This window comes from Tolypothrix sp. FACHB-123 (genome assembly GCF_014697075.1).
Lineage (GTDB): Bacteria > Cyanobacteriota > Cyanobacteriia > Cyanobacteriales > Nostocaceae > Aulosira.
Genome location: NZ_JACJRE010000008.1, coordinates 169,451 through 184,744, shown reverse-complemented (window position 1 = coordinate 184,744; position 15,294 = coordinate 169,451). Strand labels below are relative to the sequence as shown.

The 15,294-nt window shown below is 40.3% G+C and carries 14 protein-coding genes; 11 read left to right on the top strand and 3 right to left on the bottom strand.

Annotated features, from left to right (window positions below):
• Positions 1-341: 341 nt before the first annotated feature.
• From H6G41_RS08285 to H6G41_RS08245, 9 genes are all read left to right on the top strand, one after another.
• Positions 342-941 carry a hypothetical protein gene (locus tag H6G41_RS08285; protein ID WP_242037835.1) on the top strand — a complete coding sequence of 200 codons (600 nt, stop codon included), beginning with the start codon at positions 342-344 and terminating at the stop codon, positions 939-941.
• A 14-nt stretch (positions 942-955) separates the two neighbouring features.
• The gene (locus H6G41_RS08280; RefSeq protein WP_190745373.1) at positions 956-1,345 is read left to right on the top strand and encodes a hypothetical protein; all 390 of its coding nucleotides are present in this window, start codon (positions 956-958) and stop codon (positions 1,343-1,345) included.
• On the top strand, positions 1,281-4,025 hold the full coding sequence (locus H6G41_RS08275) for a hypothetical protein (protein WP_190745371.1): 2,745 nt from the start codon (positions 1,281-1,283) through the stop codon (positions 4,023-4,025). The genes H6G41_RS08280 and H6G41_RS08275 overlap by 65 nt, the downstream gene beginning before the upstream one ends.
• A 57-nt stretch (positions 4,026-4,082) precedes the next feature.
• Positions 4,083-4,871, top strand: coding sequence for a hypothetical protein (locus H6G41_RS08270; protein ID WP_190745368.1), 789 nt, complete (start codon positions 4,083-4,085; stop codon positions 4,869-4,871).
• Between the two features lie 71 nt (positions 4,872-4,942).
• On the top strand, positions 4,943-5,989 hold the full coding sequence (locus H6G41_RS08265) for a hypothetical protein (protein ID WP_190745366.1): 1,047 nt from the start codon (positions 4,943-4,945) through the stop codon (positions 5,987-5,989).
• Positions 5,990-6,814 carry a hypothetical protein gene (locus H6G41_RS08260; RefSeq protein ID WP_190745364.1) on the top strand — a complete coding sequence of 275 codons (825 nt, stop codon included), beginning with the start codon at positions 5,990-5,992 and terminating at the stop codon, positions 6,812-6,814.
• Positions 6,815-6,938: 124 nt separating this feature from the next.
• Positions 6,939-7,631 (top strand): hypothetical protein, encoded by a 693-nt coding sequence (locus H6G41_RS08255; protein WP_190745362.1) that lies wholly within the window; start codon positions 6,939-6,941, stop codon positions 7,629-7,631.
• Between the two features lie 8 nt (positions 7,632-7,639).
• Entirely contained in the window at positions 7,640-9,220 is a 1,581-nt protein-coding gene (locus H6G41_RS08250; protein ID WP_190745360.1) for a TrbI/VirB10 family protein, read from the top strand.
• A gap of 187 nt (positions 9,221-9,407) precedes the next feature.
• Positions 9,408-9,977, top strand: a complete 570-nt coding sequence (locus H6G41_RS08245; RefSeq protein WP_190745358.1) for a hypothetical protein — start codon at positions 9,408-9,410, stop codon at positions 9,975-9,977.
• A 152-nt stretch (positions 9,978-10,129) separates the two neighbouring features.
• Here H6G41_RS08245 and H6G41_RS08240 read toward each other — a convergent pair whose 3' ends face one another.
• Positions 10,130-11,482: an N-acetylmuramoyl-L-alanine amidase gene (locus H6G41_RS08240; RefSeq protein ID WP_190745356.1), complete on the bottom strand. Its 1,353-nt coding sequence runs from the start codon at positions 11,480-11,482 to the stop codon at positions 10,130-10,132.
• A gap of 235 nt (positions 11,483-11,717) precedes the next feature.
• On the opposite strand from H6G41_RS08240, the gene H6G41_RS35680 reads away from it, so the two are divergent.
• Together H6G41_RS35680 and dnaG are read left to right on the top strand one after the other, a co-directional pair.
• Entirely contained in the window at positions 11,718-11,849 is a 132-nt protein-coding gene (locus H6G41_RS35680) for a hypothetical protein (protein WP_277878057.1), read from the top strand.
• Positions 11,815-13,740 (top strand): DNA primase, encoded by a 1,926-nt coding sequence (dnaG, locus tag H6G41_RS08235; RefSeq protein WP_190745354.1) that lies wholly within the window; start codon positions 11,815-11,817, stop codon positions 13,738-13,740. Before H6G41_RS35680 ends, dnaG begins: the two co-directional genes overlap by 35 nt.
• A 60-nt stretch (positions 13,741-13,800) precedes the next feature.
• Here the strand turns inward: dnaG and H6G41_RS08230 are convergent, their stop codons facing one another.
• Both H6G41_RS08230 and H6G41_RS08225 read right to left on the bottom strand, forming a co-directional pair.
• Positions 13,801-13,908: a DUF4365 domain-containing protein gene (locus H6G41_RS08230; RefSeq protein ID WP_242037834.1), complete on the bottom strand. Its 108-nt coding sequence runs from the start codon at positions 13,906-13,908 to the stop codon at positions 13,801-13,803.
• Positions 13,909-13,926: 18 nt separating this feature from the next.
• Complete coding sequence (locus H6G41_RS08225) at positions 13,927-15,192, bottom strand: plasmid pRiA4b ORF-3 family protein (protein WP_190745352.1); 1,266 nt, start codon at positions 15,190-15,192, stop codon at positions 13,927-13,929.
• Positions 15,193-15,294: the final 102 nt, after the last annotated feature.

The window sequence follows — 15,294 nt, the reverse complement described above, 5'->3', positions numbered from 1 at the left end:
GGGAAGAGAGTTCTGTTTAATTTTGATGAAGTTCTTCCCCTGAAATTTTGCATTTACCACCGTAAATTTACGCAAGAGATTAGTCATAAAAAAATGGCTAAACCTCAGTAAGTTAAGTTTGTCGCAGAGCCTGAAGACAAACAACTTTTACGTGCACATTATCAGTCACATGGAGGTTAACAAGATTATGAAGATGTTAAGAGAAAAAGAATACTTAGCATGAAAAAATCGCCCGTAAAGAATAAAAATTTGGCGATCGCGCAGAATTGCGTATAGATGAAATAATAAGTTTTGTATGGCAGAGCTATCTGAGATTAACCATCAATAGGAAATTTGCTCAAATGTTCAAGCAACGCTCTTATCAGAGTCACTTCTTCGCAAACTTAGCTAGAAATCAATTCCCCAAAACGCTGAATTATTGGCGGCTGCGGCTAATTGAATCGCTCCCATTTCTGTTAGCCTGTGGATTATTAATCAGTGTAATTAGTCTGAAAAGTCCTGTATTACTTTTCTGTTTACTAATGGGTAGTTTAATCGCCATAGTCATACAGCGAATCGGGCAACAAATCAGATTACCAAAACGCCAGTTAATTTCACTGCAAATATTAGCGGTAGTCACTCTGTTGAGTATATTTTGGCTGGACTACTTCGCCGCCCCAGCACAAGCACAATTCTTCAAAAAAGCCGAAGACTTCTTTCAAAATACCCTAACTCAAGGCACTAGCACAGGTGGTAACACTCAATTAGCCGTGGGATTAGTCTTCAACGTCTTACGGGCATTGTACCTACTATATATAGCTGTCGCCTTAATTGGGGTAGTCAACGCTGTACGCAAAGACGAAGATTGGCAAAACATCGCCAGAACCCCTTTATTAGTGGTAGTTGCAGTCACCATTGCAGATGTGCTCACCGGCTTTGTCATTGGTAGTGGTAACAAATAATTGAGAGATTTGTCATGTCTCCAGAACCAGACAAAGACTTTCGTCCAGTCAATCAAATATTAGGTAGCCAACCATCATTAGGGCCACTACCAGCAGATCAAATCCTACCTTGGACAGTCATTGCTTTAGCTGCCTACTTTATAGTTAACGGCATCTTTGGCGGACTATTCCAAGATGACTTTAAAAAATGGCTGTGGACAATCCTCATCGCCGGTTGGGGAATGGCTACTTGGTGGATATTAACTGGTGGTAGAAGTTGGAGCTTTTTAAGTAAATTCATCGGCGTTCCTGCATGGACAAGAGGCTTTGCACGTTATCAGAGCTTGTTAGAAGTAAATCATGAAGCAAAAAATCGGAAAACAAAGCATCGGTATCGCCGGCAACGCCAGGTTAACACCCTTTGAAGACGCTTTACACCTAGCAACAATGCTGCGTGTCTCCTTCAATAGACGCGACGTTGGCGCTTATATATTAACCAAAGGCAACCAAAAAGATAGGTTTTGCTTTGTATTTGGCTTTGAATGCCGAGGGATTCACAGTACCCTGAGAAGCGAACAAATTGATACCCTATTTGACAACATCGAAGCTGGATTGAAAGATATTCCCAGTGGCGAAAAAATGACCTTGCATTTGGGTTCATTTATTGACGATAAAGAACGCCAAAAAGAATTAGCAGAGTTAGCTAGAAATACCAGTTCGCGGGATATCAAATACTTATTAATGGCAGAACGCGCCAGAACCAAGGAACTGACAAATTCTGGAATTCGTAAACCGAAATTTCTGCGAATTTACGTTACATATACCATCGAACCCAATGCCAGCAATGCCGATGATTTAATTGAAAAATTCCTAGCTAGAAGTGAAGCTTGGTGGTTGAAATTTAAAGGTGATATTGCCGAAGTTGAAAACCAGCGGCTAGAGACTATGATTACCAACGCCTATAAACAAGGTTTTAGTCGCTGGGAGCAGCTATTATCTAACAAAATGGGCTTAGATATCAAGCCATTAACAGCTAAACAATTATGGGGAGAAATTTGGCGGAGATTTAACGATACACCCCCGATAGAAATTCCTCAATTGCTCACCTTAGACGAAACGGGACTCCACGAACAAGCTTATTCAGAATTACCGAGTACAAAACTTTTAGTGGAAAATATTCACAGCACTACCTTACTGATGGAATCTGGCGTGCCTTGTGCAGACAGGCGGTGGGTAAATGTGAATAATAGCTATATTGGCGCTTTGACATTTTTAGAAAAACCTGGTGGTTGGGCAAATAAATCTTCCCAACTGCGGTATTTATGGGAACTACTATCAAGAGAAACTGTAGTTGATACGGAAATATTTTGTCAGTTAACAGCCGCCAATCCAGCTTTAGTCAAAACTACCTTACAACGAGTTTTGAAGCAGTCGAATATGACAGCGCTGATGGCTCAAGAGAAAAGTCGGACAATTGATGTTAATGCCCAATTAAAGTTAAAGAAATCTGTCGCTGCGCAAGAACAACTTTATGAAGGAGCCATACCTATATATACAGGTATTGCTATTTTTGTCCATCGTCCAAATGTGGAACAATTGGATGAAGCTACAAGATATATTGAAAACTGTTTTCAACGTCCAGCCAGAGTAATTAGAGAAACCGAATATGCTTGGAAGATTTGGCTACAATCTCTACCTATAGTTTGGGAAGGTTTACTAGTTAAACCATTTAACAGAAGACAGTTATATTTAACTAGCGAAGTTCCCGGATTAATGCCTTTAGTTTTAACAAGACAAGGTGATAGTCAAGGGTTTGAGTTAATTGCTTCTGAAGGGGGAACACCTGTACATTTAGATTTATTTACCCAACACAAAAATTTAGCTTTATTCGCCACAACTAGAGCCGGGAAATCGGTGTTAGTGTCGGGGATTTTAACTCAAGCGTTAGCCCATGATATTCCCGTTGTGGCGCTAGATTTCCCGAAACCCGATGGCACATCTACCTTCACTGACTATACAGAATTTATGGAGGAAAATGGAGCCTACTTTGATATTTCTAAACAATCAAATAACTTATTTGAGCAGCCAGATTTGCGTGCTTTGAGTGCAGAAGAACAAAAAGATAGAATGCTCGATTACACAGCCTTCTTAGAATCGGCGCTGATGACAATGGTATTGGGATCGTCAATAGAAAACCCTCTATTGGCACAGACAGTGCGTTCCATAATCAACTTAGCATTGTCGGCCTTTTTTAGCGATCGCACTATCAAACAGCGTTATCAAGAAGCAATGGCTGGCGGTTTCGGTTCCCTAGCTTGGCAAAAAACCCCTACTCTGAGAGATTTCTTATATTTCTGTTCCCCAGAACATCTGCAACTTGATTCTCTCAGCAGCAGAGTAGAAGATGCATTGAGTCAAATTCAATTACGCCTGCGGTTTTGGCTTTCTAGCCGTGTCGGACAAGCGATTTCCGCACCTTCCAGCTTTCGCACAGATGCCAAACTATTAGTATTTGCACTCCGCAACCTCTCCGATAGTGAAGATGCTGCTGTACTTTCCTTGAGTGCTTACTCTGCTGCTTTACGTCGCGCCCTCAGCAGTCCCGCCTCGATATTTTTTATCGATGAAGCGCCAATTTTGTTTGAATTTGACCAAATTGCTAATTTAGTGGGGAGAATTTGCGCTAACGGTGCTAAAGCTGGGATTAGAGTCATTTTATCGGCTCAAGACCCCGATACCATCGCCAAATCCACCGCCTCCGCCAAAATTTTACAAAACCTCACCACCAGATTAATCGGTCGAATTCAGCCGGTAGCTGTGGATAGTTTCGTCAATATCTTGAAATATCCCAAAGAAATTATCGCCCGCAACGCATCCGAAAGCTTTTTCCCCCGCAAAGAGGGAATTTATAGCCAATGGTTGCTAGATGATAACGGAATTTATACATTCTGTCGCTACTATCCCGGTTACGAACAACTAGCCGTAGTTGCAAACAACCCCCACGAACAATCTGCGCGTCAACAATCAATGCAACGCCACCGCGATAAATATGAAGCGATTTCCGTGTTTGCGCGTCAATTAGTCGCTTCTTTGCGCGGAAGTTAGAAGGGAAGGAAGACAAGGAAGACAAATGACTAATGACTAATAACTAATGACAAATTTATGAAAAAAACCGTTATTTTCACTCTTAGTTTAGGATTGCTAGTCACACTTCCAGCAATGGCACAATTAGGCAATGTTTTAGCCGATTTCCAATCCTATTCCAGTGAATTACAAAACTATCTCAAAAATAATTTGAGTTCAACCTTAAAGCCTGTAGAAATGCAGTCTCAAAGTGCGCTGAATGAATCCACAGGACAGATGAATTTACCTAACCCTATTACAGCAGGAGATAGGTTAGAAAATGTAATGATTGTCAATTCTATCTCAGATAAATTTGATAACAATCCGGCATTAAAGTCGAAAACAGCTACTAATGAAATTAATCGCCTGATTACCCGCAGTTCTGTTGCTAGCGTTTTGGGTAAAACTGGTCAACTCAGAACAAAAGCTAAGTTACAAGATACGGAAAAAACCCTAGAAAATATTTCCAAAATTGCCCAAGAAGCTGATAAAAGCCACCAAAATTTTCTGGGTAGCTTTCAATCACAACTCGGTCAATTAACTACTGCGGGTATTCCTGGTTTGGGCGCGTTATTGAATAGCAATGAATCTGATTTACAACTTAAAAATATTCAGATTCAAAGTCAACAATCCAAAATCGTTGGAGAAACACTGGCGCAGACTATGCAGGTAAATCATTTCTTGCAATATTCAAATTTAAATTTAGCGAATATTTCCCAACAAATGGATGAGAATAACCGGGCGCGGCGTGTTGATTCTTCAGCAGAAGCTGCTAGGCTTTTACGCACAACTTCGCAAATGGATTTATTTGGCAGGAAAGACAAATAACAGTCAACAGTCAACAGTCAACAGTCAACAGTCAACCATAATCTGCCTTCTGCCTTTATTTACCCTTAAAAATGCAGTATATTCTACAAATTCCAGCGAATACAGGTATTAATGATATTATCGGCAATGGGGCGACAACTGCCCAAAGTATTGCTGAAAGCTGGGAGAATCAATGGCTAGATTTATTACAAAAAAATCCCGGCGACAATATATATGGTTCACTGACAAATTTAGGCATATTTTTTGCGGTGGGAACTTTATTAGTTTTCCTCATCCAATGGTTGAAAGATGTGCTTGAGGGTGAATATTCTCGTCCCATTTCATCGATGATTTGGCCATTTGTGGTTGTTATTTTATTAAATAATACTGGGAATGGCAGTATTCTTTCGAGTTTGACTTTAGGAGTGCGCAACTACATCAATTCTGTGAATCAGCAAGTAGTTACTACAGCAGATACCGATAAAATCTATCAGCAAGCATTGAATATGAGCGTGGCGGAAGATGTGGCTGGTTCTTTGCTGCGTCCTTGTCAATCTTTGAATGGGGAACAACAATCTCAATGCTTTACTAAAGCTACGGAGAAAATAAATAATCTTTGGCAAGAATATAGAAATTCCTATGGTAATAAAACCTGGATTGAACGATTAGAAAATAAAGTCAATCAGATTAGCTATGGTACGGGTAATGTTTCGGAAACTGCTTTTAATGCTTTGTTAGGTTCAACAGTCCAAACTAGTATTAAAAACTTTTTGGTCTCCTTACAATATGCTTTCCAAAATTTAATTGAAGCGACGATGCTACTAATAGCAGCTTTAGGGCCGCTAGCGGTTGGTAGTTCATTATTACCTGTCGCAGGTAAACCGATTTTCGCTTGGTTGACTGGGTTTATTTCTCTGGGAATCGCTAAGATTTCCTTTAATATTATTGCGGTGTTAACTGCGTCAGTAATTGTCAATGGCCCAGCACAAGATCCGAATGCTGACCCTGATTTGATGTGGTTCATGATTTTTTTAGGAATTTTAGCGCCAGTTTTATCGTTATTAACTGCTGCTGCGGGAGGATTTGCGGTTTTTAATGGGATTGCGAATACAGCTAACTGGGTGAAAGCGAGGGTCTAGATGGTAAGGTTATTAGAGAAGAAAAAACAGACGGTTAGTATTTTAACAATTTTTGCGATCGCAACTTTTGGATTGCAAATATTATTGCTGCTATTTTTAATTATGCAAGGCTTGAATATTCGCCAGCTTAGTTTGCGAAAACAGCCGAATTTTGTGCAGATGGTTGATGGTAAACCTGTTGATAATACTGATAATTTAGTGCGAGACCCGGAAGTAATTCGCCAATTTGTTAGTAAAACCATGACTTCAATTTTTAACTGGTCAGGAACTTTACCCCCACAAACCATTGAAGAAGTAGGTAATCCGAAAGCAGATTTAGGAATATTAATTAAAACTCCATCTGGTGGAAATCAAAAAGTTACTACTAGTAGTTGGATTGGTAGCTTTGCTTTATCTGAAGATTTCCGTAAAGGCTTTTTAAGTCAAATTGCAGCCATGACCCCCCCGGAAGTTTTCGCTAATAATCAAGAACAAGTTATTTCCGGTAAATTAGTGATTAAAAGAGTGTATCCACCCAAAGAAATTGAACCAGGTAAATGGCAAGTGGGGATGGTAGCCGATTTAATTCAAACTAAAAAATCCGATGGTGAAAAACTCATAGTGCCTTTTAATAAAGATATATTAGTGAGGGCAGTAGATTATTTTGATTACCCTCAAATCGAACAATTAACAGTTTTACAAAGAGCAATTTATGCTGTACGTGCTGAACAGCTAGAAATTTATGAAATGCGCAATTTATGTTTAATTGATGCCTATGATAATTTACAAGGCACAAACTCGAATCAATGTGAAATTGAACGAAAAACTGGTAATTTTACTCGATAAAATTCCTATTTAAAAACAACTAACAACTGTAAGGGCGGGTTCACAGATATCATCAAATATCCATGAAAATCTCGCATAAACCCACCCCTACTGACAACTGACAATTGACACGCGAAGCACCATAATGCAGCTACTTAAATCAGAAAATAAAAAGACTAATATTTTACCAATATTTGCCGTTGGTACATTAGGAGTTAATATATTAACTTTATTTGTCTTGATGTTTCACGGGTCGATGTTACAGCGAGTAAACCAGCAAGTTGCTTTACCAAGTTTGGTACAGCTAATTGATGGTCGTTCAATTACAGTCAACCCGCAAGAAAATCAAGAAAGATATCAACAAACTATTCGCCATTTTGTTGGCGAAACTATGACTTTAATGTTAACTTGGTCACAGCAACTACCACCAAATACTGTTTGGGACATTAGCTCTCAATTGGTGACTGAAGATTTTCAGCCAAAATTACAAACACAAATCAATAATTTAAATTCTGAGAAAAGAATATCTAGTTCTTATCAAGCTACCGAGCAGATATTGGCAATTCAAAGAATTTCTCAACCCGAACAAATCGCTGAGGGTAAATGGAAAGTCGAGATGATTGCTAATCTCTTAGTTTTTCATAACTCCGATAGGCTTGGTGAATCAATTCCCGTAAATCAGCAAATTTTTATCCAGACAACCGATGAACCTGTTGCTTCTTTACCTCAATCTCCCACTGCTTTACATTTGGCTGCTTATCGCCTTGGTGCAGCTAGACTGCAAGTTTACAAAGTTTGTGACTTAAAAGATAAAAGTTGTTCCGAAAAGTTACCCTAGGACGTACTATGACTCGCTACTCAAGTTCAACCAAAATTTCCCTAAATGATGATTCTCAACTAGAACTAGATTCTCAAGATTGGGAATTAAGGATGGCAAAGTTAGTAGGGTTAGAAAATGGAGAATTTTCATTCGACCACGATGACACAATAGAAGAATCAACTAACTTAGAACCATCATTTTCTCAACCATCAGAAGTTAAAACTGAACAATCTTTTTCCTCCAATCCCTTTGCCAAATTAGGTTTAGTGGGTACGGCGACTTTTGCTGTGGCTTTGTGTGCTGGTGGGTTTTTAACTCAACTGATGTCTAGCAACAATCAAAAGGCAAAAAAGAAGAATATTGCTTCCCCAGTAAAAACGCCGCTACTCAATGAATCGCAACCCAAAGAGTTAGAAATTGAAACCCTCAAAACTAAATTAGCTCTCACTGAACAAGCAGAGGCGGTACAGTTAGCACAAAAACAACTGAGAAATGCGCAAATTCAACCGCAAAATCTACCGCCATCAACAGTTGCAAAATCTACCGCAACCACAAGCAACGTACCCAGAATTATGACTGTTGAGCGCATGGTTGATTTACCCACTCCACTACAAACACCCATCGCCGCTCAACCGTTACCAGTACCCCAACCACCGCAAATAGTCTCTGTTAAGCCAGATATTCCCCCAGCAGTTAAAGCCACGCCTCAACCTAAATTAGATCCTTTTCAAATGTGGAATAATTTGGCTAAGTTAGGTAGTTATGGTCAAGTACCTGTTAGAGACATAGCATCAGCAAATATCAATACTGCAAGTACCAGCAATCCCACTCCAGAACAACAAGCAAATAACCCTGCATCTGCATCCACACCAGAATCACAAACAACAGCCAGCGAAACAGACAACTCTACTCTGATAGCGAATAAAGAAGCAAAGAGTTCCAAATCCTTAGCTGTAGGAACGAGCGCTAAAGCAGTGCTAGCGACGGCTGTATTTGGCGAAACTGCTAATGCATCGGCTAATAATGACGATAATGAAGGCGAGAGCGCTAAAAATACCTTTGTCGTGCGGGTACAAGAGCCTTTAAAAGGCGTAGATGGAAGCGTGGCTATTCCGGCGGGAACTGAGTTATTAACAGAAATAAGCTCCCTTTCTGAACAGGGATTAGTACAGCTGAAAGTTGTAAAAGCGATCGCTAAAGATAGCAATGGCATCACTGAAAATAGCTTACCAGCAAATGCGATCGTGATTCGCGGTACCCAAGGTAGACCGCTAGTAGCCAAACAATATCCTAATCGCGGGTCATCTATTGCCGGTATGGATATAGGATTGTTTGTTTTGGGTGGTTTGGGTAAAGCCGCTGAGTTAATGAATCGTACAGACTCTCAAGTTGTGAGTACCAGCGCCGGAAGTACTGTAGTTACCACCAATAACCCCCAACGCAACATGATAGCCGCCGCCTTAGAAGGTGGGATGAACACCGTAGTACCGCAAATTGCCCAACGCAATCAACAAGCCATCTCTGAGATGATGCAGCGAACTAACGTCTGGTTCTTACCTGCCGGTACAGAAGTGGAAATCTATATCAATCAAACAATGGAGTTTTAGGATTTGGGCATGGGGCATTGGGCATTGAAACAATTTTGGATTTTGGATTTTAAATTTTAGATTTGAATCCAAAAGACGCTCGCGGACTCGCTAACGCTACGCTAACGCAAATCTAAAATTCCTTGTTCCCCCTGCTCCCTTGTCCCCCCTGCCTCCTCTGCTCCTTCTCACTTGCCTTAGTTTATATATGAGAAAAAATCGCCTTTTTTGCCTGGATATATTGACTAATTCTCAATTTTTGCCTTGGGCTGCTTTTGGGTTTATCGCCGCAATTGTATTGGTAGGCGATCGCGCGGTAGCTGAAAATGCTGTTCTCCGCTCTATTTTCTCTTGTCAAGCTCAAGGTTTAAGTGGCGTAGTACCTACCATTAAAATTTGGTATCAGCAGGGAACAAACCTCAGTTTTATTCCCTCAGGAGAAAAAATTAGGAAAGTTTGGTTAAATGACCCATCCCAGGTCACTATAGATTTTGACGGGCCGATGTGTATGCAATTCGGTCAAGGTGCTGGGACAGGAGATTGCCAAAATTCTTCAGCTAATGTCATGCAACTCAGACGCATTAAAAAACTGGCAATTCCCGGTTTGCCTCACACAAATAATACATTGTTGACAGTAATTACCGAAGGTGGGCAAAACACTAAATTGTATACCTTCAGGATTTTATATGGCGATGGCAGTCCAGAATATCATACTTTAGCTGTGTTCCCTGATACTGATGCAACGAGTACCTCACCTTGCGTAAGACCGCCGCAGTAAGGGAAGGAAAGGGAAAGGGGACAAGGAGGACAAACAATTCAAAATTCAAAATTAAGAACTCTATATTTAATTTTCACTTTTGCCCAATGACCAATGACCAATGACAATTGTACAGACGCGATGAATGGCGTCTCTAACAAATGACCAAATAATCATAAAAACCCTGCTGACTCATACAACCGTTTGAGCATGGCGGTAATTTTTGTACCGTAGTCTAAATCTGCTGACCAGCGCCCTGATAATTGATCGACTAAGGGAGCAACACCACGGGTGACAAAACGAAATCTGGGGTCTACAACTTCGTTTACTAAAGGTTCTAAACTGGCATAAGCTTTTAAATGTTGGATATGTGCTCTGACACCAATTCTCGCACTTTCAAAAGTTGCGGCTTCGGCACTACCGCCAACTGTACCTAAACCAGCAAAGTTATTTTGCTCTGGTCTAACATCACTACCAAAGCGTAAAAATCCGGTTTCCACACACATTTGGCAGAAAGCAATATCGTAGTTGATACCTTCTGTACTTGCTTCTTCGCGATAGAGTTTGGGAATGTCGGGAAATCGCACTAAAGCATTTTCATTATTATTTCGTAGAAATAGCTGTAATTGAACTTCGGAACTATTACCATTCGATACAATGCGGTCAAATTGACCAGGACAAACTACTAAAATTGAACGTAAAGTTACAGTACGAGTTGCTGCATCCCAACCAACAGATACATTAAAATCTCGCAGTTCAATTGCTTTGATATAGACTACTTTATAATAAGTAATTCGGCGAACTTCTGGTATTTTGGTTAAATCAACTCTTAAGCGGTCTGCTAAATCAATGGGGATGTAAGCATTGCCATTAATTAGTATTCCTTGTTCTGAATATTTTTGCCCGTTAACGGTAATATTAATTGTCGGATAACTTGGTGTTGGGGGAGTTCCTTGATTTGGGTCAACTGCACGACTCCAAGAAGCCAAGCCATCAGCAATTCCTAAAGCAAAATCGCGACGACGATTTTGGAGTAAAGCACGGTCTTCTGGGCTGCTGAGGAAACAGACTTGCATTAATAAAGAAGCGATCGCAGTTTGTCTACAAAATATTAATCGCCCCAATCCGCTATCGCTATCCGGCTTTACTCCGCGATTGGGTAACTGAGGAACACGGCGTAACAATCCTAACAGTAAAAGTTCCGCATTACTTTTGCGCTGATTATTATTGGCAATATAGAACACGCTAGCCCCCCGGACAGTAGGGCTACTAGCTGCATCAGCGTGAATTTCTAACGCCACATCAGTGGAACGACCGCGAGAATTGATCCAGGCGATAGTATCAGCTGCACTCAAATCGTCAGGAACTGCTAAAACTTCAAAACTCCGCGCCCGCAATTCGGTTACAATCAAATCGCGCAACAGAATCATTTCTCTAGCTTCTGTTGTCCCGCCTGCGATCGTCCCTGGATCAACTCCTCCGGCTTCTTTGCCTCCGTGAGCAGCAGAAATAAAAATACGCCCCATCTTCAGTATTTCCTCTTATAAGAATCAGCCTCAGCAATCCTATATATCATTCTTGGTTGAGCAACAACAATATAATAGCCATCAGGAGCGATCGATCATTTGTTTCTTAAAGAAAACAGCAGTCTGAGGGGATGAGGAGGAGAAGGGGGAGAAGGGGGACAAGGAGGACAAGAAGGACAAATGACAATTGTACAGACAAGGATTCATCGCGTCTCTGCCCCATGCCCAATGCCCCATGCCCAATGACGCCACTTGCTTTAAGCCGGGAAAACCGTCCAACGCAGTGGCTCCCCAATGCCCCATGCTCCATGCCCCATGCCCAATAACCAACTATGTACATTCCCCGCTTGCACCCCAATACAATTGAAGAAGTCAAACAACGCGCTGATATTGTAGATGTCGTCTCAGAGTATGTAGTTTTACGCAAGCGCGGTAAGGATTTTGTAGGTTTATGTCCGTTCCATGATGAAAAAACTCCTAGCTTTACGGTAAGTCAGACAAAGCAGATGTATTTCTGTTTTGGCTGTCAGGCTGGGGGAAATGCGATTAAGTTTTTAATGGATGTGGGGAAGCGCTCGTTTGCGGAGGTGACTTTAGATTTAGCTAGGCGCTATCAAGTACCTGTACAAACCCTAGAACCTGAGCAAAGACAGGAACTGCAACGACAGATTTCTTTGCGCGAACAGCTATATGAAGTTCTGGCTTCCACAGCGCAGTTTTATCAGCACGCCCTGAGACAATCTGCCGATCAAAAAGCATTACAGTATTTAAAAAGCGATCGCCTGCTGAAAGAAGAAACCATACAGCAGTTTGGCTTAGGTTATGCGCCCGCAGGTTGGGAAACACTATACCGTTATTTGGTGGATAGTAAACATTATCCGGTGCAATTGGTAGAAAAAGCCGGATTAATTAAACCTCGCAAGGAAGGGAACGGTTATTATGATGTGTTTCGCGATCGCTTAATGATTCCCATCCGTGACATCCAAGGGCGGGTGATTGCTTTTGGTGGGCGCACTCTCACCGATGAGCAACCAAAGTATCTCAATTCCCCAGAAACGGAGCTTTTTAGTAAGGGTAAAACTTTATTCGCCCTCGATCAAGCTAAATCGGGGATTTCCCAATTCGATCAAGCTGTGGTAGTGGAGGGCTATTTTGATGCGATCGCTCTCCATGCTGCGGGAATTAATAATGCTGTGGCTTCTTTGGGTACAGCTTTAAGTTTAGACCAGGTAAAGCTAGTATTACGCTATACCGAGTCTAAACAGTTGGTGCTAAATTTTGATGCGGATAAAGCCGGAAATAATGCTGCAAATAGAGCGATCGGCGAAATTGCTGAACTCGCTTATATGGGCGAAGTGCAGCTAAAAATTCTCAATATTCCCGATGGTAAAGATGCTGATGAATACTTGCATAGCCATAGCCCAGAAGATTATCGTCAATTGTTAACCAATGCGCCTTTGTGGCTGAATTGGCAAATTGACCAAATCCTTAAAGACCGAGATTTAAAACAGGCTACAGATTTTCAGCAAGTAACTCAACATATAGTAAAATTACTGAAAAATATAGTTAATAACGATACGCGAAATTATTATATTTCCTATTGCGCGGAAATCCTCAGCTTAGGAGATAGCAGACTCATTCCCCTACGAGTCGAAAATTTGCTGACTCAGATTTCACCTGCTAGCAGCTATTCTCAACCTGTATCAATAAAGAGAACAGCGGAGATTAATAAAGCTTCTCAAGCTTCACCTAGTTCTAGCGAGCGCGGTTTGTTAGAACGCGCAGAAGGCTTATTATTGCGGATTTACTTACATTGTCCCGAACAGCGCCAAACGATTTTAAACGCTTTAGAAGACAGAGATTTACAATTTAGTCTTTCTCACCATCGCTTATTGTGGCAAAAGATTTTCGAGTTACCAATACAGCAAATAGATTTAATTTCTAATTTGCAAGATAGTTACTTGGAATTGGCTGAAGATTTAAGTTTAGTGTCACATTTGTTTCACTTGAACGAGAAAAGCAAGAAAGATATATTGCGGAGTACGCAAGTAGTTCAGGCTGCGATCGCTTGTATAGAACTAGTGATGTGTGAAAAGCGCTATCGCCATTTCAAAGAACTATGGGAAGCAATTGATGAACAAGCCGAAGCAGATTTATATGAATATTATGGGAAAAAATTTCTAGCAGAAAAACATCGTTATATCGAGTTAAACTCACAGCGTAATTTCTCTATAGAAGAAGTTTTGAAATACGCCTAGAAGCTTTTATATAATAGGACTTACGCAGTGTTAGATATTTTTCATGCTCTTTGTCAATGGTCAATTGTCATCGTCTACTTCTGGTCTGTAGACAGAATAGCCAGCAATTGATGCAACTGCTCTGACATAAGCATTACTAAATTGTTCTTTTTGCTGATTAACATCCACACTTATATTGCCTTGATTTTACTCCTCTTCATTCCAATCATCATCTTCACTCCAATATTGTTGGGGTGCGTCTCCATGAATTTCTAAAATCTTGGCTTTTTTAATCTTGCTATCTGCTGGTTCAATGGCTTCTAATTGCACATTAAACTTCCAATTGTCGCCAAAATCATAATGATAAATCATGCTTGTACCCGGTTCTAAAGGTAAATCGCCAATGCGGACTTGATCTGCAAATGGGGGTGATTCCATGTAAGGATGACCGATTGTACAAGTGCGACCAAAACGGTCTTTATAAATAAATTCGTATAGGTGGTCATCATCAAAATCAAAAGCATCTAGGATTGTTCCAGCTAACCAGCTTAATTCTCTTTTCGCGGGGATAGCGATTCGTCGCCAAGATTTAGAAACCGATACTTTAAAAATATAAATTCCATCAGTAAAACCTTGCTGAGGAAGAATTAAGTTATTGTGCCATTCTGGAAAAAATGGCTGTAAAGTTGGCTGTAATTGTCCAAAATTTACATTAATATCTTCCTCAAAGTTTCCGGTAATACCGATAGGAAACAGCAACATAAATATAGCATCACCAAGTGGTAACCTTTCTACACTAGCAATGCGCCAGCCCTTACCCTCTTGAGCTTTTCCTGATTGAAGAGTTAAGAAACCAAATAACTCTAATAAAGCGACATTATGCAGTCCAGGATAATAGCCAAGACTTTGTTGGTCATCATATTTGGTAAATTTTAAGCCTTTGTCGGGTATCCTACCCCAAAATTGAATACATTTAAATAAATTATTCCATGCATCGTGACGTTCGCCTAAAACTTCGTTATTTCCCCAAATTAACCAAGCTTCGAGTAAGGTGAAATAACGTTCTGTAGAGTTAAGTTTAGACCAACATTCTAATACAGCTTCATCTAATACTAAAAATTGTTTTTTACCTTGGGACGTAACTTGTCCAATCCCCGAACTGCGTAATAACAAATAAAGTCCATTTATGTAAGGATAGGATTTTTGTACAGGACGTTTGAGTTTTGTATCTATTGGGTGACTTAAACGTAAATTAAGTTCTGAGAGGACTTTTAAAGGGAGAAGATTATTTACACTACTAACTTCCACGCCTTTGGGTTGAAAAAAGTCAATTAAAGTTTGGAAGTCACGCAGAATTGTACCCGGTTGATTTTCATCAATGCTGGTTTCTTTGAGTAGTTGTTGATGTGCATCTGGGAGAGAAGGTAGTTCCTGATTCAGAATCAGTTCTATATTGGCAAATAAGTTTTCCATAATTAAAAATTAAATTCACAATTTAAACTCAAAATTTAAACTTAAATTAAATTTAATTTAATCCTGCGTATGAAGAACTAGACAAAATTAAGCAAATGATGA